We start from the raw sequence: 22,887 nt of genomic DNA, 5'->3' as shown, positions 1-22,887 counted from the left end.
CTGCGCGGAAGCCATGGCCCCACGGTAGCGGCGGGCTCGGACACGGTTATGCGTGTCGGAGCGCCGTGGTCTGATGTGGTCATGCAAACGCAACGAGAACCGTCGTGGCGCGTCCTCCCGCCCCGCGGCACGGACCGGTCCCAGGCTCCCGTGGCGCTGGACGCGGCGCAGCGCAGGGTCGTGGACCTCCCGCCGGGCCACGGTCCCGTGCTCGTCCTCGGGGCGCCCGGGACCGGCCGCAGCACGGTGACCGTGGAGGGGGTGGCGCAGCGGATCGCGCGGGGCACCGATCCCCAGCGGATCCTGGTCCTCACACCCTCGCGTGAGACCGCGGCCACGGTGCGGGACGCCGTGAGCCGCCGGGCCGCCGCGACCATCAGCACCCCGCTCGTGCGCGCGTGGCAGGCGTACGCCTTCGACGTCCTGCGCCGGGCCCAGACCCAGGACCTGTTGCCGGGGGTGAGCACCGCACCGGTGCTGCTGTCCGGACCGGAACAGGACGCCTTCCTCGCGGAGATGATGCGCGGCCACGAGGCCGGCTACGGCAGCGCGGTCGTGTGGCCCCCGGAGCTGCACGAGGCCCTGGGCACCCGCGGCTTCCGGGGCCAGCTGCGCGAACTCTTCGACCGCATGAACGAGTACCGGGTGGCCCCGGAGCAGCTCGCGGCGTGGGCCGAGCCGCTCGGGCACCCGGAGTGGCGCACCGCCGCGGCCTTCCGGGCGGAGTACCAGCAGATCCGCGCGCTGCGCATGCCCAACGCCTTCGACCCCTCGGAGCTCGTGGACCGCGCAGCGCGGGTGCTCGAGGAGAACCCCGACTTCCTCGCGGCGGAGCAGGAGCGTCTGGACGCGGTGCTCGTGGACGACCTGCACGAGGCCACGCCCTCCGCCCACCGGCTCATCGGGGTGCTCACCCGCGGACGTGACGCCGTCTTCACCGCGAACCCGGACACCACCGTGCAGGGCTTCCGCGGTGCGCGGCCGGACCTGCTGCGCACCCTCGAGGAGCGCGTGGGGACCCCCGCCCATCCGCTGCAGCGCCTGCACCTCGGCACGAGCCACCGCATGCCGCCGTCGGTCAACCTCGCGTGGCAGCGGGTGGCGCGCGCGGTGTCGGTCGTCGCGGGAGCGCGCACGAACCGCGCCCCGGAGAATCCTCCCGAACCCTCCCTGGAAGCAGCGGACGCTGTCGGGGGCATGGCGGGCCTGCTGGGAGCGCACGGCGTCGGGGGAGTCGAGGGGGATCTTCCGGAGAGCGGGTCGGACATCGCCGCGGCCGCGGGCTCGGACACCGCATCCGCGCTGCGCGAGGGCTCGGTGCGCGTGGCCCTGTTCGACTCGCCCACCGCTCAGGCGCGCTGGTGCGCGGACCACTTCCTGAGGCTGCACGTCCTGTACGGTGTGCCGTACCGGGAGATGGCGGTCATCGTCCGCAGCGGCTCCCAGCTCAATGCGCTCACCCGCCAGCTCGCGGCCCTGGGCGTCCCCACCACCACGTCCGCGGCGGAGACGCCGCTGCGCGAGGAACCCGCAGTGATCCCGCTGCTCAACGCGCTGCGCATCCTCCTGGCGGCACAGGAACCTGCTGCTCCCGCCGTGGCGGACGAGCACCCGGGGGCCGACGCGGACGGGTGCGGGGTGGCGCTCGCCGATGACGGCGCGGTCACCACGTCCGGGGAACGCCCGGACCCAGCGGCTGCGAATCCGGCCGACACACCGCAGGTCGAGGCCACTCCTCTCGATCCGCAGCGGCGCGGCGTCATGCTCACCGCCACGGCGGCCGTCTCCCTGCTCACCTCCCGGATCGGAGGAGCTTCCCCCATGGAGGTGCGCCGGATCCGGCAGAAGCTGCGCGGCTACGAGCTGCGCACCGGGGGCGGGCGCACGAGCGACGACCTCCTGGTCCAGGCCCTCGCGGACGGTGTGCTGCTCGAACTCGCGGAGGTGCGCTCGGACGCCGCGTCACGCGTCGCGGACATGATGCTCGAGGGCCGGGACGCACTCGACGCCCCGGGGCCCACCGCCGAGTCCGTGCTGTGGGCGCTGTGGGAGGCCTCGGGTGTGGGGCCGCGCTGGCGGCGTCGTGCGCTCGCGGGCGGCAGCGAGTCGGTGCGCGCGGACCGCGACCTCGACGCCGTCGTGGGCCTGTTCGAGGCCGCCGAGCGTTTCGTGGACCAGGTGCCGGGAGCCACGGCACGGGCCTTCATGGACTACATGGACCACCAGGAGCTGCCCATGGACACGCTCGCGGCCCGCGCGCCCGCGGAGGACAACGTGTCGGTGATGACCCCGGCCGGATCCGCGGGCAGGCAGTGGTCGCACGTGGTGGTCGCCGGGGTGCAGCAGGGGGTGTGGCCCAACACCGCGCTGCGCGGACAGCTGCTCGGCACGGACGTCCTCACGGACGCGCTGGACCACGGCCCGGAACAGGCACTGCGGCTCGGCGCGGTGGACAGGCTGCGACAGGTGCGCTTCGACGAGCTGCGCCAGTTCGCGACCGCCGTGTCCCGGGCGGGGGAGAGCCTCACCGTCACGGCGGTGGCCACGCAGGACGAGCAGCCCTCGGAGTTCGTCGACCTCGTCGCCGCGGGCACCGGGGAGGAGTCGGAGGTTTCCGTGGAGGAGCTCTCCGCCCCGGAGCCCCTGACCCTGCGCCAGCTGACCGGCACGCTGCGGCGCACGGTCACGAGCCCAGCGGCCTCCCCGGAGGAGCGGGAGGCTGCGGCCCGCCTGCTGCACGAGTTCGCGGGGCTCCCGGAGCCCGTGCGGGGTGCGTCTCCCGCCGAGTGGTGGGGACACGAGCCGCTGTCCACGGACGAGCCCCTCTTCGAACCGGGAGAGGCCGTGCGCGTGTCGCCGTCGAAGATCGAGACCATCCACCGCTCGCCGCTCGACTGGTTCGTGGCGGAGGCCCGCGCCACGGAGGTCACGGACATGCGGCGCAGCCTCGGCACGCTGGTGCACGACATCGCCGAGCACATGCCGGACGCGGACGCCGTGGAGCTCGTGGCGGAGCTGCGCCGCCGCTGGCCCTCGCTCGGCATGCCCGCCGGGTGGACCGGGGACCAGGAGCTGGAGCGCGCCGAGACCATGCTGCGCAAGTTCGCGCAGTACGCCCGGGAGATGCGCAGCGAGCACGGGCGCCACCTCGTGGGCGTCGAGGGCAGCTTCGAGGTGCTCGTGCGCGGTGCCGCGAGGGACGCGCTACTGACCGGGCGGGTGGACCGGCTGGAGGTGGACGGCCACGGCCGCCACGTCGTCGTCGACCTCAAGACCGGCAGGAACAAGCCGTCCAAGGAGGACCTGCCGGAGCACCCGCAGCTGGCCGCCTACCAGGTGGCGCTGCAGGCCGGTGCCGGGGAAGCCATGGCGGGGGTCAGCAGCCCGGAGGATCTGCACGAGTCGCGGCGTCCGGAGCGCATCGAACTGCCGGAGGGGGCCGTGCTGGCCCAGCCGGGAGGTGCGCTGCTGGTGCAGCTCGGCGGCGCCACGGCCGCGCCGGGCGTCCAGGAGCAGGAGCCGCTGGACGACGAGCAGAACTGGGCCCGGGAACTCATCACACGGGCGGCCGTCCTGGTGGCGGGCACCCGGTTCGAGGCCCGCCACGGTGCCGCGCAGCAGTCCGGCCACGGGATCCACTGCACCGTGCCGTGGGTCTGCCCGCTGTGCGCACAAGGACGACAGGTGACGGAGAAATGACCATGCAGGACACCGGAACACCGGAGACCAGGTACTCCCCGGAGGAGATTGCCGCGGCGCTGGGCGACCACCCGCCCACGGAGCAGCAGTCGCAGATCATCTCCTCGCCGCTCACACCGCGACTGGTCGTGGCGGGCGCCGGATCGGGCAAGACCACCACCATGTCGGACCGCGTGGCGTGGCTCGTGGCCAACGAGCTCGCCCGCCCGGAGGAGATCCTGGGCGTCACCTTCACCCGCAAGGCGGCGGGGGAGCTCTCGCAGCGGATCAACCACAAGCTGCGCATGCTGCGCCGCGTCGGGCTGATCTCCGAGCCCGAGGAGCAGGACCAGGACGACGACGCCCCCGCGGCCGTCCAGGAGCCCACCGTCAGCACCTACCACTCCTACGCGAACTCGCTCGTGCGCAGCTACGGGCTGCGGCTGGGCGTCGAGTCCGACACCGTGCTCCTGGGGCAGGCGCAGGCGTGGCAGCTCGCCCACGACCTCGTGCAGAGCTGGGACGGGCCGCTGCCCGCAAAGCTGCCGGCCGCCGCCACGCTGACGTCTGGCCTGATGAAGCTCGCCTCCGAGGCGTCCGAGCACCTCGTGGAGCCCTGGCGGATCCGCGAGTACGTCCACGGGCTGCGGCTGCGCTGCCAGGACGCCCCGCCCGAGGGCCGCAAGCGCACTCCCGGGAGCAAGGTCAAGAGCGCGATCGAGCACATGGAGCAGACCGAGGTCCTCACGGAGCTTGTGGAGCGCTTCCAGGCGGTCAAGCGCGTGGACTCCGCGCTGGACTACGGTGACCTGCTCGCGCTCGCCGCGCGGATCGTGCAGGTGGACCCGCACGCCCGGGCCGCCGAGCGGGACCGCTTCCGGATCGTGCTGCTGGACGAGTTCCAGGACACCTCCCACGCCCAGCTCGCCCTGTTCTCCGGACTGTTCGGGGAGGGGCACTGCGTCATGGCGGTGGGTGATCCGCAGCAGTCCATCTACGGCTTCCGGGGCGCCTCCTCCGGGCAGCTGTTCAGTTTCGTGGAGAACTTCCCGCTGCGTCCCGCGAGCGAGGACGCCCCCGCCCGGTTCGCGGACACCAGCTTCCTGACCACCGCGTGGCGCAACAGTCTGTCCGTGCTGGAGGTCGCCAACGCGGTCGCAGAACCGCTGCGAACCCCTCCGCCGTGGAGCCGCTCGGCGGCCTCGCTGGAGGTCCCCCCGCTGGACGCCTCGCCGGGGGCCAAGGACGGGCGTGTTCGGGCCAGCCGCTACCTCACCGACACGGAGGAGGCCCGGACCATTGCCGGGCTGATCCACGACGAGCGGGCGGCCCACGCGGGCCAGCCCGATGACGAGATGCCCACCATGGCCGTGCTGTGCCGCCGCCGCGCGCAGTTCGAGCCGGTGCGCCTGGAGCTGGAGGCCCGGGACATTCCCTACGAGGTGGTGGGGCTGGGAGGCCTGCTCGACACCCCGGAGGTCGGCGACGTCGTCGCGGTGCTGCACGTGCTCACGGATCCCGGACGCTCGGACGCCCTGGCCCGTCTGCTCACCGGCGCCCGGTGGCGGATCGGACCGCGGGACCTCGCCGCGCTGGGGGACTGGGCCGCCGCCCTGGAACGCGGCCACGCTCGTGCCGCGCGGGGGGAGGACGTCCCGGAGCCGGGCGAGCCCGGAACCGGACCGGCCACGGAGGGCGCGGATGCCGCGGCGGAGGAAACTGCGGTTGAGGAGACCGTGGTGATGTCGGACATCGTGGACCAGGCCAGCCTGGTGGAGGCGCTGGAGAACCTGCCGCGCGAGGACTGGGTGTCTCCCCGCGGCCGCGGCATCACATCGGGGGGGCTGCGCCGGATGCGCGCGCTGCGAGAGGATCTGCGGGAGCTGCGGCAGGTGCTCGGTGACGAACTCACCACCGTGATCCACGAGGTCGAGACCGTGCTGGGGCTGGACGTGGAACTCGCCGCGCTGCCGGACACCGACCCCGCCCAGGCGCGCCGCCACCTGGACAGCTTCTACGACCAGGCCGTGCAGTTCACCGCCACGACCCGCACCCACGACGTCCCCGCGTTCCTGGAGTGGCTCGAGGCCGCCTCCCACGAGGAGAACGGGCTGGAGCTGCCGCCGTCTCAGACCCGCCACGACGCCGTCCAGCTGCTCACCGTGCACGCCTCCAAGGGCCTCGAGTGGGACCACGTGTACGTGCCGGGGCTGAACAAGGACGACTTCCCGTCGAAGAAGCTCTCGGCCTGGACCGGCGACGCCGCCACCCTGCCCTGGCCCCTGCGCGGGGACGCTCGGCAGCTGCCGCAGTGGGAGGCCCGCACCGAGGACGTCCGGGAGCTGGAGACCTCCTTCAACGAGTTCGCCGAGGACGTCACGGCCCACGACCTCGCGGAGGAGCGTCGCCTCGCCTACGTGGCCTTCACCCGCGCGAAGTCGCTGCTGGAACTCTCCGGGTGCGTCTTCCGGGACACCACGAAGGGCGCGCGGGAGGCCTCGCCGTTCCTGCTGGAGGTCCGTGAGCTCGCGGAGCAGAACCGGCTCGGCGTCGAGCTGGGTCCCTGGGTTGAGCCGGAGAGCGGGGCGAGCAACCCCCAGCTGGACACCAGTGTCAGCGCGCTGTGGCCGTACGACCCCCTCGAAGGTCCCGAGATCCGCCGCACCGCCCGCAACGCGGAGGGGGAACTGACCGAGACGGTTCTGCCGCCGGCTCACCAGGGGCGGCGCGAGCGCATGGACCTCGCCGCCCGGGCGGTGGCGGCGGGCGGTTTCGAGGAGACCCGTGAGCTGGCGGACGAGGAGCTGGAACGCGGGCCCTCCGGGGAGACGATCGCCCGCTGGCGCCGCGAGGCCGAGCTGCTGCTGGCGCGCCGCGCCGTGACGGACGAGCAGCGCACCGTGCACATGCCCTCCCACGTCTCCGCGTCCGCGCTCGTGGTCATGGACACGGACCCGGAAGGGTTCGTGAGCACGCTACGTCGTCCCATGCCCCGCAGACCGGGAACGGCCGCCCGGGCGGGCACGGCGTTCCACGCCTGGGTGGAGGACTTCTTCGGGGACAGCGCCATCTTCGACCTGGACGAGCTGCCCGGCTCGGACGACTACGTGGACGAGGACCTGGACCTGCCCCGGCTCGCGGAGACGTTCCGGCGCAGCCCGTGGGCGTCCCTGCAGCCGTACGCGGTCGAGCTGCCGGTGGAGACACCCGTGGGTGGCCTCACCGTGCGCGGCCGCATCGACGCCGTGTTCCGGACCGCGGACGGGTGGGAGCTCGTGGACTGGAAGACCGGTCGTGTGCCACGCGGCCGGGACCTGCGGCAGAAGTCCGGGCAGCTGGCGCTCTACCGGCTCGCGTTCGCCCGGCTGCACGACGTTCCGCTGGACACCGTGTCCGCGGCGTTCTACTACGTCGCGGCGGACGAGGTCGTGCGGCCGCACGACCTCGCGGGAGAACGGGACCTGGAACGGATCGTCACATCCCTCTACGCGCGGGGATCCTCGGTCTCGGACGAGGAGGCACGCGGGTAGGGCTCGGACGACGACGCCGGCCCGCCACCGGTCACGGCCGGGCCGGTGGGCGCCGCTCCCGTGTCCGTGGCGCCGTGCCCGGACGCGCCTGTCTCGAGCCCGGAGTCGTCGTGACCCGGCGCCGGGACGGTGGGCACGGATCCCGTCGGGGCGGAGGAAGGATCGGCACCCTCGGGCGACCGTTCGGCCACCGGCCCGGTGACACCGGGCGATGGCGAGGCCGTCGCACGGACGTCCTCCGCGAGCGTGGCGAGCATCCGCTGGGCGTTCTCGACCATGGACGGGATCCCACGGTCCACCCCGCGCACGAGCCACTCGGCCAGCGCGAACTCCGCCTTCAGGTGTGCGCGCCGCAGCAGGTGGCGGTCCGGGGGCTGGACGGCCGCGACCGAGTAGGCCTCGAGCACGGTGTCCGCGAAGGTGGGGTCAGCCATGCCCACGAGCCACGAGAAGTCCTCGGCGGGGTCGCCCACGTGCAGGTCGCTCCATCCCGTGAAGGACACGAGCGCGCCGTGGTCGATGGTGATGTTGTCCTCCTGCAGATCCCCGTGGACCACGCGCGTGGAGAACTGCCACAGGGTGGTGTCCTCGAGGGCGTCCTCCCAGCGCCGCAGCAGCTCACCGGGGATGAGTCCGGTGGTGGCGGCCTGGTCCAGGTCGTGCAGCATCCGCTTGCGGCACTGGTCCGCGGAGTAGGCGGGCAGGTCCGCGTCCATGACGAGTGCGCGGGGCAGGGAGTGCAGTGTGCCCAGGGCCCGCCCCAGCTGCACGGCCAGGGGTGCGCGCGGGGCCGCACTCGGCGAGGGTGCGTGCAGCGGCGGCTCGGGGTCCGTGTTCTGGCGCTGCAGCTCCCTGAGGCTCAGCGTGTGCCCGGCCAGGTGCGAGTACACGAAGGTGCGCAGCCCGTTGTGGGCCACGGACCCGGCCACGCTGGGAAGGTGGAAGGGCAGGCGGGCGCGCACCGAGGGCGTGAAGGCCTGGAGCACCAGGTGCTCGGTCTCCAGGCGCATGCTGGCCTCGGTGTTCAGCGGGCTGCGGACGCGCCAGCGCCGGCCGTCCGCGTCCTGCACGACGCACGAGCGGAAGTCCGCGGCGTCGTCGGGGGAGGGACCGGTGGCCACAGGGGCCACCCCGGGCACGGCTGCGGCCGCCACGGCGGCAAGCAATTCGGGGGTCGTCCTCACGCCTTCCACCCTACCGGCCCAGCCCCCGGCGGGGCGGTTCGCACACCCCGGCGGGGCGGTTCGCACACCCCGGCGGGGACTGTCCACACCGCCCGGTACGGGTGTCCGAGCCCCGGTCTACAGTGGGCGGGTGATATCACCCCAGGACCGTCCCGGCGCCGTCGCGCCCCTGCTCGACGACGCCCAGCTGCCCTTCGCGGGGTGCCCTTTCGACCGCGACGCCGTCGCCCGGGAGCAGCGCGACCTCGTCGCGGAATCTCTCGAATCGGCGGACGCCCGCGTGCTCGTGCTGCGCGGCGGCAAGGCGCCGGTCTCCGACACCGGTCTCGTGCTTCCCCGCGTGTCTGAGATCCCCGGCGCCACGGGTGATCCGGCGTTCCCCGACGTCTACCTGGGGCGCCTCGCGCAGGGCACCCAGGTGATCCTGCGCAGCTTCCCCGAGGACACCCAGCTGCCGGCTCTCGACGCCGCCCGCTGGGAGGGCCTGCGCACGCTCGCCACCGCCGTGGATCCGGAGCAGACCTCCCTGCTCGTGACCGCTCAGGCCGTGGCCCTGTGGCACCGCGACCACCCCCGCTGCCCGCGCTGCGGTGCCGTCACGGAGGTGATCCGCTCGGGCTGGGCGCGGCACTGTCCCGAGGACGGCTCGCTGCACTTCCCCCGCACGGATCCCGCGGTGATCGTGGCCGTGGTCGACGACGCCGCGGGTCCGGCCGAGCAGCGCATCCTCCTGGGCCGCTCGGCCGCCTGGGACGGCAACCGCTACTCCACGTTCGCCGGGTTCGTGGAGCCGGGGGAGTCCGCGGAGCAGGCCGTGGTCCGTGAGCTCGGCGAGGAGGCCGGCATCCGGGTCCACACCGTGCAGTACCAGGGCTCGCAGCCGTGGCCGTTCCCGCGCTCGCTGATGCTGGGCTTCCGCGCGGTGGCGGGTTCCGTGGCGGCCGTCGCGGACGGCGAGGAGATCCTCGAGGTCCGCTGGTTCACACGCGATGAACTGGTTGCCGGTGCGCGGGACGGCAGCATCACCCTGCCGGGCCGCGTGTCGATCGCGCACGCGCTGATCGTGAGCTGGCTGGGCCGCGAGCTGCCGGAGACGGGGTGGTGAGCATGGCGGAGGAGACCGCGGAGGAACGGATCCTGGGCGGGCTGGACCCCGAGCAGCGCGCCGTCGCCACCACGCTGCACGGTCCGGTGTGCGTGCGCGCCGGTGCCGGCACCGGCAAGACCCGGGCCATCACGCACCGGATCGCGTGGGGGATCGCCTCGGGCGTCTACACCCCGCAGAAGACGCTCGCCCTGACCTTCACGGCACGCGCCGCGGACGAGATGCGCCAGCGCCTGCGCGTGCTCGGGGCGCCGGGTGTCCAGGCCCGCACGTTCCACTCGGCGGCCCTGCGGCAGCTGCAGTACTTCTGGCCCCAGGCGGTGGGTGGGCCGCCGCCGGAGATCGTGAACCACAAGGCGCGGCTGATCACGGAGGCCGCGCAGGGCATGAGGCTCACCACGGACCGGGCGACCATCCGGGACGTCGCCGCGGAGATCGAGTGGGCGAAGGTCTCCATGCTCACACCGGACACCTACGCCCCGGCGGCCGAGCACCGTGACATGCCCGCGGGCTACGACGTCCGCACCATGCAGCGGCTCTACCAGTCCTACGAGGACCTCAAGGCGGACCGGCACCTGATCGACTTCGAGGACGTCCTGCTCATCACGGTGGGCATCCTGGAGGAGGACGAGCGGATCGCGGCGGCGGTGCACGCCCAGTACCGGCAGTTCGTGGTGGACGAGTACCAGGACGTCTCGCCCCTGCAGCAGCGCCTGCTGGACGCCTGGCTCGGCTCCCGGGACGACCTCTGCGTGGTGGGCGACGCCTCCCAGACCATCTACTCCTTCACGGGTGCCACGTCCCGGCACTTGCTGGAGTTCCCGTCGCGCTACCCGGGGGCCTCGGTGGTCGAGCTCATCCGCGACTACCGCTCCACCCCCCAGGTGGTGAACACGGCGAACCGCCTGCTCGCGGCGCGTCGGCCGTCGGTGGGGTCCACGTCGGACACGTGGGCCACCCCGCTGCGCCTGGTCTCCCAGCGCCCGGCCGGCCCCGAGCCCACGTGGAACGAGTACCCGGACGACGAGGCCGAGGCCGCGGGCGTGGCCGCGCGGATCCGCGACCTGATCGACGACGGCGTGGCACCCCACGAGATCGCCGTCCTGTTCCGCACCAACGGCCAGTCGCAGGCCTTCGAGGCCGCACTGGCGGACGCGGACATCGGTTTCCAGCTGCGCGGCTCCGAGCGCTTCTTCCACCGCCCCGAGATCCGCCAGGCCATCGTGCAGATCCGGTCCGCGGCGCGCACCGAGGGCGCGGACCGCGCGGACGTCCCCCGGCAGGTCCGGGACATGCTGCGCTCCCTGGGCTACAGCGACCACGCCCCGCGCGCGGACAACGCGACCCGCGCTCGCTGGGAGTCCCTGCGGGCACTCGTCTCGCTTGCGGACTCGATGGCGGTACGGGCCCGGGAGAAGGACGAGACGCTCTCGCTCGCGGGCTTCGCCCAGGAGCTCGAACGCCGCGCGACCACTCAGGAGGCGCCCGTGATGGACGGCGTCACGCTCGCGTCCATGCACTCCGCGAAGGGCCTCGAGTGGGACGCCGTGTTCCTCGTGGGGCTCTCGGAGGGGCTCATGCCCATCTCCTTCGCGGACACCCCGGACGGTCTCGACGAGGAGCGCCGCCTGCTCTACGTGGGCATCACGCGCGCCCGCGAGCACCTCGTGTTCTCGTGGTCGCTGTCCCGCACGCCTGGCGGGCGCCCGAACCGTTCGCGCTCCCGGTTCCTGGACGCGGTGCTGCCGGCGGCCGCGGGGGCGCCCCCGCGGCGACGTCGTCAGCTGCGCGGATAGCACGACGACGCCGCGGCGCCCGTCGCGCGCGAGTGGCGAGCGGCCGCGCCGGGTCGGACGGCGCCCTCTCCCGGCGCCCATGGGCCGTGGCCCCGGGCGTTGGCGCTGCGCTCCGGGCGTTCGCGCTGCGGTCCGGCGCGCGGGCTGCCCCGCGACCTCCGGTGCCCCGCCCGCTCCGCGACCTGCGATGCGCCGCCCGTTACCCGTGGCGGGCCGCTCAGGACCGGCTGTCGACCTCGTCCCAGAACTCGCTGGCGAGCCGCGCGAACTCCTCCGCGCGCTCGATCTGCGGACCGTGGCCCGTGTCCGGGAAGCGGTGGCTGCGGGCCCCGAAGTAGGCGGCGCCGCGCGCCATGTGCCGGAAGGGCAGAACCGTGTCCTTGTCACCCCACACGATGAACACCGGACGGCCGGTGGCGCGCACCCGGGGCAGCAGTGAGGCGCGCCAGCCCTTCTTCACCCCCGCCACGCCGCCGAGCGAGCGCAGCATCTCCAGGAACGCGCGTGTGCCACCGGGGTGCCCGGCCAGCTGGTAGCCGCGCTCCACGCGCTCGTCGGTCACGAACGCGGGGTCGTGGTACATCGCCCGCTCGGAACGGCGGGCCCCCTCGCGGCTGGGGCGCATCGCGCGCTCGCCGAGGACCGGAATGGTCGCGAGCCGCAGCGCAGGGCTCACCCCGCGGCCGAGTCCGGCCGAGTCCGCGAGCAGCAGGCTGCGCACGAGCTCGGGGTGGTCAGCCGTGAGCTGCATGGCCACGGCCCCGCCCAGGGAGTTGCCCACCACGTGCACCGGGCCCGTCTCCAGCTCGCGGAGGAGGCCGGCGACGTCGTCGGCGAGCCGCGCGAGCGTCATGCCGCCTTCGGCTGGCACCGGTGTTTCGCCGAAGCCCGGCAGGTCCACGCTGAGCACCCGGTGGGAGCCCTCCAGCAGCTCGTGCTGCTCGTTCCAGTCCGCGCGGCTGCGTCCGATGCCGTGGATCAGCAGCACGGGGGTGCCCTCGCCGCCCGCGCGGTAGGCGAGGCCGGAGCGGGAGAACTCGGTCACGACGCCACCTCCGTGGTCGCGGGGGAGGCCTGCGTGAACTCGAGCTGCTCGTCGCGCTCCGTACCGGGGCGGAAGAGCACCTTGTCGCGCAGATAGTTCTGCCGGACGTGCCACGCACCGTCCCGGCCCTGCCTCGGCAGCAGGTGCGCGCCGCGTGAGATGTAGCCGGCGGCCAGGTCGATCAGCGGCCGCAGCTGGGAGCGCGGACCGTCGTAGTGAGGTGTCACGGCCACCGCACCCCTGCGGTCCGTCTCGTCCAGCAGCCGCCGGAACCAGTCCGTGACCAGGTCCACGCGCAGTGTCCAGGAGGAGTTGGTGTAGCCGATCGCGAACGCGAGGTTGGGCACACCGTCCAGCATCATGCCCCGGTAGCTCACGCGCGTGGCGGGGTCCACGGGATCGCCGTCCACCTCGACCGCCACGTCCCCGAAGAACCGGACGTTCAGCCCGGTCGCCGTCACGATCACGTCCGCGGGCAGGTGCCGCCCGGAGGTGAGGTCGATGCCGTCCCCGGTGAAGCGCTCGATGGTGTCCGTGACGACCTCCGCCCGGCCGTCCCGGATGGCGTGGAAGAAGTCGCCGTCCGGGGCCGCGCACAGCCGCTGGTCCCACGGGTCGTAATCGGGCGTGAAGTGCTCGTCCACCGGGTAGTCGGAGCCCAGGTTCTTCACGGCGCCCTTGTGCAGCAGCGAGCGCATGGCCTGCGGGCGGCGTCGGCTGAACTCGTAGATCGCCATGCTGCGCGCGATGTTGCGCCAGCGGTTGGCCTCACCGGCCAGCCGGGGCGGCAGCCACGCGCGCAGCCGCTTGCCGACGGCGTCCTTGCCGGGCACGGACGCCACGTAGGACGGCGAGCGCTGGAGCATGCTCACCCGGGCGCCGCGCTCCGCCAGTGCGGGCACAAGGGTCACGGCGGTCGCGCCGCTGCCGATCACGACGACGCGCCGCCCGGCCACCTCCAGGTCCTCCGGCCAGTGCTGGGGGTGGACCACGGTGCCACGGAAGTCCCCGAGGCTCGGCCAGTCCGGGGTGTATCCCTTGTCGTAGCGGTAGTAGCCGGTGGCCATGAACAGCCAGCGCGAGCTCAGCCGCTCGGTCTCGCCCGTGCGGACGTCCTCGTGGGTCACCGTCCACGTGTGGGTCGCGGAGGACCACTGCGCCGTGCTGACGCGGCGCCCGAAGCGGATCTGCGAGGTGACCCCGGCCTCGTCCGCGGCCTCGCGCAGGTAGTCGAGGATCGTGCCGCCGGCGGCCAGGCTGCGCTCGCCGGTCCACGGGTGGCTGCGGTACCCGAACGTCGCCATGTCCGAGTCCGAGCGGATGCCGGGGTACCGGAAGAGGTCCCACGTGCCCCCGAGGTCGTCCCGGGCCTCCAGGACGGCGACCGAGCGCCCCGTTCCCGCGAGTTCCCGGGCGGCCCCGATCCCCGAGATGCCTGCCCCGACGACGATCACGTCCACGTCATAGGTGCCCATGGTGCGACCCCACTCCCTGCTGCTGCGTTCCCGTCCGCTGTGCGCGACCCGGGTGGGCCGCCCGGACGAGGTACTAACGCGTGTTAGTTTGAATGCCCCAGAGTGTAGCAGGTCACACTCGGGGGTCTGAGGGCCTGGTGGGGAGACCTATTCTGTGGAGGGCCAGCACCAGAGCTGGAAAAACCACGGGAGAGGACACGGATGCCCGGCCACGAGAGCCCCGGACGGCGGGCCACGAGCGCGGACGTCGCGAGGCGGGCCGGCGTCTCGCGCACCACCGTGAGCTTCGTGCTCAACAACACCGCCTCGCAGTCGATCTCTGCCGAGACACGACGGCGCGTGCTCGACGCGGCGCGCGAGCTCTCGTACGCCCCGTCCCCGGAGGCGCGTGCCCTGAGCCGCGGCCGCTCGAGCTCCGTGCTCGTCTACCTGCCGCCGGCACGCTCCCTCACCGAGAACATCGGGCAGATCGTGGAGCGCCTGTCCGAGCTCTTCTCCGAGGCTGGTCTGTCCATGGTCATCCACGCGTGGACCCGCCGCCCCGCCGCGCAGGTCTGGTCCTCGGTGACACCGGCGGCCGTGCTCGCGTGGGACCTGACGGACGAGGACGCCCAGCTCATGCGCGGCACGGGTGTTCGCGGTGTGGCGTCCTGGACGGGATCGGACGCCATCGGCCGGTGGGTCACCGGCTCCCGGGAACGCGACGCGGCCCGGCTCCAGGTGGAGACGCTCGTACGAGCGGGGCACCGGGTTCTCGGCTACGCGGTGACCGGGGCGGACCACATGCACGGCGTCTCCCAGTGGCGCTACGAGGTGCTCCGGCGCGAGTGCCAGGAGCGAGGCATCCCCGAGCCCGCCGTGCTGCAGCTCCCCGCCGATGCCCACGGTGCGCAGACGGCCCTGGGGGAGTGGCGCGAGCGGCATCCGGATGTCACGGGACTGTGCGCCCACGACACGACGGCCGCGCTCGCCGTCCTCGCCGGGATGCGGCGCGTGGGGCTTCGGGCACCCGACGACCTTGCCGTCCTGGGCGTGAACGACTCCTCCGCGGCGGCCCTCGCCGATCCACCCCTCACCATGGTGGACCTGGACGCCGAGATCACCGCTCGGTACATCGTGGACGTGGTGCTGGCCCTCGTGAACGGTGAGCCCGAACCCTCGGCCCCGACCGGCGGTGGGGCGTCGCTCGTGGCGCGTGACTCGGTCTGATCCGGCAGCCGGGACCGGCCTCCTGAACCGTCGTGCCGCGACAACCCCCGGCCGCCCAGCTGCCCGGGAACCTCCGGGCACACTCGCGGCAGGGGAGACGGCGAGGCCATCCAGTGGATCGAGGACCAGCGCGCGTCGCCGCCTCGTCTCACGGCTTCGCGAACGCGAGCGAGCACAGGCAGTCGGGGGCGGGTGGCAGGGGAATGCGCCGCAGGCCGTGGCGCGCGACCGGCCCGGCGTGCGAGCCGGTCGCGGCGTCGTCGTCGAGTCCGAGGGCCGTGGAGAGCACGAGACCGGTGATCTCGCCGGCGGCCACCGCGTGGGTGACGCGGCGGATCGGCTCGGCGCGCTCGGAGAGCGGAGGGGCGCCGGTGACGAGCGGATGCCCTCGCGCGATCGCCCGCGCGCGTCGGGCGGCGTCCGCAACGCAGCGTGCGCACGGTCGGTGGGCCGAGTCCGTGAGGGGCCACCGGAGGACGCACGGGCCGTCCGCGAGCACGGTGAGCGTGGGCATTCGTGGGTCCACGTCCGGGGCCGGGGGCTCCTGCAGGTCGTCCAGGAGTTCACCGGCCACGGTCCAGCCGTGCAGCACGACGGCGCCGCGCACCGCCGCGCTCGGGAACAGGTCCGGCGCGGAGATGGGGGCGCACCGCGGGGAACGGCGGCGCAGCAGGGAGCGCAGGGCGAGCTCCCGCGGCAGACCCTCGGACTCCGCGGGGTAGGGACCGTCGTGGATGTCCGAGACCCGCACCCGTGCCGGGTCGGTGACGTTGAGCAGGCACACGCCGGCGTCCGCGAGCGCGAGAGCAACGGCGGCGGGGAGGGGCCCGAGACCGGTGAGCAGCACCCTCGCCTCGTCGGTGCTGGGCAGCTCCCGGGTCGGCTCGTCGGAGCGCCCGGTCCCGACGCCGATGGCGGCAGCCCCCGGGGCGATCGTGGCGGCGGGTCGGGACGGGGACGGGTGCAGAGAGTGAGGTGTGCGGCGGGATCCGTCGGTCATGCTCCCACTGTCGGGCGAAGGCGGGACCCCGGCCAGTCGAGGTGAGAAATCCACAGGGCGGGTGCGAGTCGGGCGGAAGTGACTGGCCCCCGGCCCACGCGGGTGGTGGACTGGACCCATGCCCAGCAGACGAGCCCCCCAGCCCCCGGCGGACCTGCCGGAGATCATCGTGCAGCGCAGCGCCCGCCGCACCAAGACCGTGAGCGCGCACTTCAGCGGGGACGCCATCGTGCTGGCCGTGCCGCAGCGCGCGACCCGGGCGCAGATCGACCACTGGAGCGCGACCCTCGTGCCGAAGGTCCTGGCGAAGCGGCGTGCGGCGGAGTCGGCGGCGCGCTCGCGCTCCACGGACACCGCGCTGGAGGAGATGGCGCGGCGGCTCTCGGAGGCCTACCTGGACGGTGCCGCGCGGCCCACGAGCGTGCGCTGGTCCACGCGGCAGCACTCGCGCTGGGGCTCGGCGACGCCCAGCACGGGCACCATCAGGATCGCCCACCGCCTGGCGCAGGCACCGGAGTGGGTGCTGGAGACCGTGGTGCTGCACGAACTGGTGCACCTCCTGGAGGCTCACCACAACGAGCGCTTCTGGTCCCTGGCACGCCGTCACCCCCGAGCGAACGACGCCGCCCAGTTCCTGGACGGCGTCGCGTGGGCGGAGAGCCACGGTGCGGGGGAGGCCCCGCGCACCGGTACGGAGGAGGCCCCGCGCGACCCGGCGCACTGATCGACGAGCGGGGACCGAAGCTCGGTGGTCAGATGGCCCGTGTCCGGCGGCCGGGAATCACCGAGGAGGGACAGTCCGCGGGAGGTTGATCACCGGGCAGCCACGATCAGCGGGTCACGATCACCGAGCGGGGCCGCCCCGCCCGGAATCGTCGTCGCCGGAGTTGCCCTGGTCCTCGTCCTCGGGGGAGTCTCCGTCAGAGCCCTTGTCAGAGCCCCTATAGGCTTCCTGGCCGGACCCGTCGTCGTAGCCGCCCGAGAGCAGCTTCTCGAGGGCGGCGTCCATCTCCTCGTCGCTCGCGGTGAGCAGGCCGCGGCGCTCCTCGAAGCCCTGGGGGTCGTCGAGGTCCTCGTCCGTGGGCAGCAGCTCGGGGGACTCCCAGAGGCTGTCCCGCTCGGTGATGCCGCGCTGTTCCTCGAGGTAGCCCCAGAAGTCGGCGGCCTCGCGCAGCCGCCGGGGCCGCAGTTCGAGCCCGACCAGCGAGCCGAAGGTGCGCTCGGCCGGCCCGCCCTCCGCGCGGCGTCGGGCCATCATCTCGGTGAGCGCGGGCGCGGACGGGATGTTCACGGTCGCGGCCACCGTCACGCGGTTGACCCAGCCCTCGATGAGCGCGAGGACGGTCTCGAGCGAGGCGAGCGTGGCCTCCTGGCGCGGGGTCATCTCGGGGCTGAACACGCCGGAGCTGAGCGCGTCCTGGATGCCGGAGGGGTCGGACGGGTCGAGGTCCTGGGCGATGGACTCGATGCGGTCCATGTCGATGTGGATCTCGGACGCGAACGCCGTGATGAGGTCGAGCACGTGCTGCCGCAGCCAGGGCACGCCGTGGAAGAGGCGCGTGTGGGCGGCCTCGCGGATGGCGAGGTAGAGCATGACGTCCGAGGCGGGCAGGTCCAGCCCCTCGCTGAACTCGGCCACGTTGGACGGCACGAGCGCGCACTTGTCCTTGGCCAGGGGGATGCCCACGTCCGTGGAGGAGAGCACCTCGCAGGACAGTGCGCCCACGGCCTGGCCGAGCTGCATGCCGAACATCATGGAACCCGCACCGGAGAGCATCCCGGAGAGGTCCGCGCCGCCCATGGCCTGGGACAGCTCGGGCGGCAGCTGCTGGGTGAGCGCCTCGGTCATGGCCTTGGACACGGACGTGGCGACCGGCGCGGACATCTCCTGCCAGGTCTGCCAGGTCGCCTCGATCCACTCCGCACGCGACCACGCGCCCGGCAGCACCGGGGCCTCGTCGAACGCGGTGTGCTCCGTGAGCCACAGGTCCGCGAGCTTCATGGCGTCGTTGACGGCGCCCTTCTGCTTCTCGGAGACGGAGGGGTCGCCCTTCTGGGCGGCGACCTGCCGGGCGTTCTGGTGCGCGAGCTCCCAGTTGACGGGTTCGCCGGAACCGGAGGAGCTCATCATGGACTGGATCTGCTGGAACATCATGGACATCTGCTGCGGGTCCACGGGCATTCCCGCGGGCATGTCACCGGGCTTCATGGCGCCGGAGCCGAGCAGACGCTCGAACATCTCCTGGAACGGGTCCTTGGAGCTCTCGCCGTTCTCGCCGTCGGAAGGATTCGAGGGCATGTGGCCACCAATCGTCGAAGGAGGTCTGGGTCTGGCCCCAGACTATCGGGCGGGCCCCGGGCCCAACCACCGTCCGAGGGCCGGTTCGCTGACGGCTCAGGTCCTGCGAGGAACCTGGGAGCAGGCCCCCGGCGTCCCTGGATGTCCACCGCGCGAGGGCGGGGGAGAGGAACCCGCCGCGACCCCGGTGGCCGTGGCCGCGCCGTCGTCGTGCCCGGCAGCTGCGGAACCCTGGACGAGGACGCCGCGCGGCCGGCCCCGCGCCGCCGGCCCCCCGGGTCTCGTGCCGCGAGTACCCTGGGACGGTCCGGAAGGCCGTGGAAGGGAAACGGGACGTGAGCGAAGAGCACCAGGCGCGGCGCAGGCTGCGCGTGCGGCGGCCGTCCCTGCCCTCGGCGGCGCTGGCCGGGATGAGCATCCTGCTCGTGGCCGGCGTGGTGCTGCCCGCCCCGTACGTGATCGAGGCCGCCGGACCCACGTTCAACACGGTGGGCAGCATCGACGACAAGCAGCTCGTGAAGATCACGGGCGCGAAGACCTACCCGAGCGACGGGCAGCTGGACCTGACCACCGTGTACGTCAAGGGCGGCCCGTCCGGGCGCATCAACTCCGTGAACGCGGTTCTGGGCTGGCTGGATCCCACCCAGGCCGTGATCCCGGAGGACACGCTCTACCCGCCGGAGACCTCGGGCCAGCAGGTCGAGGCGTCCAACGCGGCGGCGATGACCACCTCCCAGGAGGACTCCGTGGCCGCGGCCATGACCTACCTGGACAGGCCCTTCACCACCACGCTGACCGTGCACGCGGTCGTGCACGAGGGACCCGCGGACGGCGTGCTGCGCAGCGGTGACGAGATCACGGCCGTGGACGGCAAGGAGGTCACCTCGCTGGCGCGGCTGCGCGAGCTGCTCGACGACGCCGGTTCGAAGGGCGCGCAGGTCACCGTGCGCCGCGACGGCAAGAGCGTCACCGAACACGTGGACCTGCAGCGCAGCGAGGGCAGCTCCCGCTGGCAGCTCGGGGTGTACCTGGTCCCGGACTACGACTTCCCCGTGGACGTGGACTTCCAGCTGGACCAGGTGGGCGGGCCCAGTGCCGGCACGATGTTCGCCCTCGGGATCATCGAGGAGCTCACCCCCGGCTCGATGGCGGGGGACAAGCACATTGCCGGCACCGGGACGATCGCCGCGGACGGCACGGTCGGCCCCATCGGCGGCATCCGCCAGAAGCTCGAAGGCGCCAAGGACGCCGGAGCCAGCTATTTCCTCGCGCCGTCCGGCAACTGCGACGAGGTCGTGGACCACGTTCCGGACGGGCTCACGGTCGTGCAGGTGGACACTCTCGGGGAGGCCGTCAACGCCGTGGAGCAGGCGGCGGCGGGCAACGTCTCGGACCTGCCCAGCTGCGGCACGCGCTGACGTGCGGTGACACCCCGGCGCCGCCTAATTGCACCCCCGCGCGGTGGCCCGCACAATAAGGTGGACACCGATCATTGACAGATCGCCATCCGCGCCCAGGGAATTCAGAGGTATTCAGTGACCGCCGGAGCCGCATCCCCCCGTCCATCCAGCAGCTCGGCGACGGGCCGGCGCAAACGCGGGGCCCTGCTGCCCACGGTGATCGCGGTGGTCGTCCTGATCGCGGCGTTCGTCGGGTTCACGCAGGTCTACACCAACATCCTCTGGTTCGAGCAGCTGGGCTATCTGCGCGTCTTCATCACGCGCAACCTCACGGTGATCGGCCTGTTCGTCGTGGCCGCGCTGATCGTGGCCGCCCTGATGTTCGTGAGTCTGCTGCTCGCGTACCGGCTGCGCCCGCGGGACGCGGAGCGGATCAGCGAGAACATGGCCAAGTACCAGCAGGCGCTGGACCCGGTGCGCAAGGTCGTGATGGTGGCCGTGCCCGTGATCTTCGGGCTCTTCGCGGCGTCCACGGTGGCCGCGCAGTGGCAGACCGTGCTGCTGTTCTTCAACCAGGAGCCGTTCGGGCAGACGGATCCGCAGTTCACCATGGACCTCGGGTTCTACGTGTTCACGCTGCCGTTCCTGCGGCTGCTGATCGGCTTCCTGGTCACGGCGCTGCTGCTCGCGGGCGTGGCCGGTCTGCTCATGCACTACGTGTACGGCGGGATCCGGATCCACGAGCGCGGGATCGAGTCCACGCGCGCCGCCCGGGTGCACCTGGGCTCCGTGGTCGCCGCCTTCCTGGTGCTGCAGGCCGTGAACTTCTGGCTGGACCGCTACTCCACACTCACCTCCACCTCGGGCAAGTGGACGGGCGCGCTCTACACGGACGTCAACGCCGTGATCCCCACCAAGGGCATCCTGGCGATCTCCGCCGTGCTGGTGGCCGTGCTGTTCGTGGTGGCCGGCTTCATCGGCCGCTGGAAGCTGCCGCTGATCGGCGCCGCGATGCTCGTGGTGGTGGCCGTGGTGGCCGGCGGTCTGTACCCGTGGGCCATCCAGCGCTTCCAGGTCACGCCCACCGAGCAGGCCCTGGAGAACGAGTACATCCAGCGCAACATCTCCATGACCCGGCAGGCCTACGGGCTGGACGACACCCAGGTCACTCCGTACGACGCCACGACCCAGACCGAGCAGGGCGCACTGCGCGAGGACACCGAGACCACCTCCAACATCCGTCTGCTGGATCCCAACGTGGTCTCCTCCGCGTTCGCCCAGCTGCAGCAGTTCCGGCCGTACTACCAGTTCGGTGACACGCTCAACGTGGACCGCTACACCGTGGACGGCCAGACGCAGGACACCGTGATCGCCACCCGCGAGCTGAACTCGGACCAGATCCAGGGCTGGTACAACCAGTCGGTGGTCTACACGCACGGCTACGGCGTGGTGGCCGCGTACGGCTCGCGCGTGCAGAGCGACGGCAAGCCGAAGTTCATGCAGGCCGGCATCCCGTCCAAGGGCCAGATCTCGGACAGCTACGAGCCCCGCATCTACTTCGGCGAGAACTCGCCCAACTACTCCATCGTGGGTGGCGCCGAGGGTGACGCTCCGCTGGAGCTGGACCGTCCCCAGACCAACGAGGGCGACGCCGCGGACGCCAAGACCACGTTCACCGGCAACGGCGGCCCGAACGTGGGCAACCTGTTCAACAAGCTCTCCTACTCGATCAAGTTCCAGTCCACGGACATGCTGCTCTCGGACGCCGTGCGCCCGGACTCGCAGATCCTCTACGACCGCAACCCGCGCGAGCGCGTGGAGAAGGTGGCCCCGTACCTGACCGTGGACGGCAAGCCGTACCCGGCGATCGTGGACAACAAGGTCGTGTGGATCGTGGACGCCTACACCACGGCGTCGTCGTACCCGTACTCCACCCCGTCCGTGCTGGAGGACGCGACCAAGGACACCCAGACCGCGCAGGGCACGAGCGCGGCGCTGCCGCCGGAGCGCGTGAACTACATCCGCAACTCGGTCAAGGCCACGGTCAACGCGTACGACGGCTCCGTGGACCTCTACGCGTGGGACGACCAGGACCCGGTGCTGAAGTCGTGGCAGAAGGTCTTCCCCAGCACGGTCAAGCCGTACTCGGAGATGTCCGCGGACCTGATGGCGCACGTGCGCTACCCGGAGGACATGTTCAAGGTCCAGCGCGACCTGCTCAACCGCTACCACGTGACGGACGCGAACAGCTTCTACGCGAACGACGACGTCTGGTCCGTGCCCAACGACCCCACCCAGCAGAACCGGGGCGTCTCCCAGCCGCCGTACTACCTGTCCATGCGGATGCCGGGTGACAAAAAGGCCAGCTTCTCCCTGACCTCGTCCTTCATCCCCCAGCAGAACGAGTCCGGCAACACCCGCAACGTGATGTACGGCTACCTCTCCGCGAACGCGGACGCGGGCACGGGCAAGGACGGCGTGAAGAACGAGAACTACGGCAAGCTGCGGCTGCTCGAGCTGCCGCGCTCGTCCTCGGTTCCCGGCCCGGGCCAGGCGCAGAACAACTTCAACTCGGACACCGCGGTCTCCAACGAGCTGAACATCCTGCGCCAGGGCGCCTCCGAGGTCATCAACGGCAACCTGCTGACGCTGCCGGTCGGCGGCGGCATGCTCTACGTCCAGCCGGTCTACGTGCAGTCCTCCGGCGACGCTGCCTACCCGACCCTGCGCAAGGTGCTCGTGGGCTTCGGCGAGAAGGTCGGTTACGCCCCCACGCTCGACGGCGCCCTCGACCAGGTCTTCGGCGGCAAGTCGGGTGCCACCACGGACTCCGGGGCCGGCGTGAGCGACAAGGACGCCACGGCGGCCCAGGGCTCGGGAAGCGACTCGAAGGACGGCGGGGACAAGGCGAGCGCAAGCCCGTCGCCGTCCGCCTCGGCGTCGGACCCGCAGCGCTCGGCGTCCCTGCAGGAAGCGCTGGACAAGGCGAACACCGCCATGAAGGACGCGGACCAGGCGCGCAAGGACGGTGACTGGGCCAAGTACGGCGAGGCTCAGGACCGGCTGCAGAAGGCCATCGAGGATGCCATGGCGCAGGACGGTGCCTCGCCCTCCAAGTGAGCACGCAGCCAGCAGCGCCGAGGGGCGGTTCCCGGGACACCGGGGG

Annotated in this window: 13 protein-coding genes; 8 read left to right on the top strand and 5 right to left on the bottom strand. The window is 72.6% G+C overall.

The genetic code is table 11. From position 1 onward, the window contains the following. Positions 1-81: 81 nt before the first annotated feature. Positions 82-3,699: a UrvD/REP family ATP-dependent DNA helicase gene (locus KVA01_RS06350; protein ID WP_141269398.1), complete on the top strand. Its 3,618-nt coding sequence runs from the start codon at positions 82-84 to the stop codon at positions 3,697-3,699. Continuing rightward, positions 3,696-7,208: an ATP-dependent helicase gene (locus KVA01_RS06345; RefSeq protein WP_141269396.1), complete on the top strand. Its 3,513-nt coding sequence runs from the start codon at positions 3,696-3,698 to the stop codon at positions 7,206-7,208. Before KVA01_RS06350 ends, KVA01_RS06345 begins: the two co-directional genes overlap by 4 nt. Here the strand turns inward: KVA01_RS06345 and KVA01_RS06340 are convergent. Beyond that, positions 7,163-8,392: a macrolide 2'-phosphotransferase gene (locus KVA01_RS06340; protein ID WP_231860608.1), complete on the bottom strand. Its 1,230-nt coding sequence runs from the start codon at positions 8,390-8,392 to the stop codon at positions 7,163-7,165. The genes KVA01_RS06345 and KVA01_RS06340 overlap by 46 nt on opposite strands. A 130-nt stretch (positions 8,393-8,522) precedes the next feature. Between KVA01_RS06340 and nudC the strand changes: the two genes are divergently transcribed. Together nudC and KVA01_RS06330 are read left to right on the top strand one after the other, a co-directional pair. Next, complete coding sequence (nudC, locus tag KVA01_RS06335; RefSeq protein WP_068468720.1) at positions 8,523-9,497, top strand: NAD(+) diphosphatase; 975 nt, start codon at positions 8,523-8,525, stop codon at positions 9,495-9,497. A 2-nt stretch (positions 9,498-9,499) separates the two neighbouring features. After that, the gene (locus KVA01_RS06330) at positions 9,500-11,293 is read left to right on the top strand and encodes an ATP-dependent helicase (protein ID WP_068468814.1); all 1,794 of its coding nucleotides are present in this window, start codon (positions 9,500-9,502) and stop codon (positions 11,291-11,293) included. Positions 11,294-11,510: 217 nt separating this feature from the next. Here the strand turns inward: KVA01_RS06330 and KVA01_RS06325 are convergent, their stop codons facing one another. Beyond that, entirely contained in the window at positions 11,511-12,338 is an 828-nt protein-coding gene (locus KVA01_RS06325; RefSeq protein WP_141269394.1) for an alpha/beta fold hydrolase, read from the bottom strand. Next, a complete protein-coding gene (locus KVA01_RS06320; protein WP_068468716.1) occupies positions 12,335-13,813 on the bottom strand; it encodes a flavin-containing monooxygenase in 1,479 nt (492 codons plus the stop codon). Before KVA01_RS06320 ends, KVA01_RS06325 begins: the two co-directional genes overlap by 4 nt. 201 nt (positions 13,814-14,014) lie before the next feature. On the opposite strand from KVA01_RS06320, the gene KVA01_RS06315 reads away from it, so the two are divergent. After that, on the top strand, positions 14,015-15,022 hold the full coding sequence (locus KVA01_RS06315) for a LacI family DNA-binding transcriptional regulator (protein WP_141269392.1): 1,008 nt from the start codon (positions 14,015-14,017) through the stop codon (positions 15,020-15,022). A gap of 148 nt (positions 15,023-15,170) precedes the next feature. Here the strand turns inward: KVA01_RS06315 and KVA01_RS06310 are convergent, their stop codons facing one another. Next, positions 15,171-16,022, bottom strand: coding sequence for a hypothetical protein (locus KVA01_RS06310; RefSeq protein ID WP_233438787.1), 852 nt, complete (start codon positions 16,020-16,022; stop codon positions 15,171-15,173). 118 nt (positions 16,023-16,140) lie between these two features. Here KVA01_RS06310 and KVA01_RS06305 point away from each other — a divergent pair, with 118 nt between their 5' ends. Further along, positions 16,141-16,746 (top strand): M48 metallopeptidase family protein, encoded by a 606-nt coding sequence (locus KVA01_RS06305; RefSeq protein ID WP_141269390.1) that lies wholly within the window; start codon positions 16,141-16,143, stop codon positions 16,744-16,746. A gap of 120 nt (positions 16,747-16,866) precedes the next feature. Here the strand turns inward: KVA01_RS06305 and KVA01_RS06300 are convergent, their stop codons facing one another. Next, the gene (locus KVA01_RS06300) at positions 16,867-18,321 is read right to left on the bottom strand and encodes a zinc-dependent metalloprotease (protein ID WP_068468712.1); all 1,455 of its coding nucleotides are present in this window, start codon (positions 18,319-18,321) and stop codon (positions 16,867-16,869) included. 335 nt (positions 18,322-18,656) lie between these two features. Between KVA01_RS06300 and KVA01_RS06295 the strand changes: the two genes are divergently transcribed. Both KVA01_RS06295 and KVA01_RS06290 read left to right on the top strand, forming a co-directional pair. Further along, positions 18,657-19,739: a YlbL family protein gene (locus KVA01_RS06295; RefSeq protein ID WP_068468710.1), complete on the top strand. Its 1,083-nt coding sequence runs from the start codon at positions 18,657-18,659 to the stop codon at positions 19,737-19,739. 117 nt (positions 19,740-19,856) lie between these two features. Continuing rightward, a complete protein-coding gene (locus KVA01_RS06290) occupies positions 19,857-22,841 on the top strand; it encodes a UPF0182 family membrane protein (protein WP_141269388.1) in 2,985 nt (994 codons plus the stop codon). Positions 22,842-22,887: the final 46 nt, after the last annotated feature.

Source organism: Kocuria varians, assembly GCF_006539885.1.
Classification (GTDB): domain Bacteria; phylum Actinomycetota; class Actinomycetes; order Actinomycetales; family Micrococcaceae; genus Kocuria; species Kocuria varians.
Note: the sequence above shows the minus strand (reverse complement) of the source record. Positions and strands in the feature narration are given on the sequence as shown.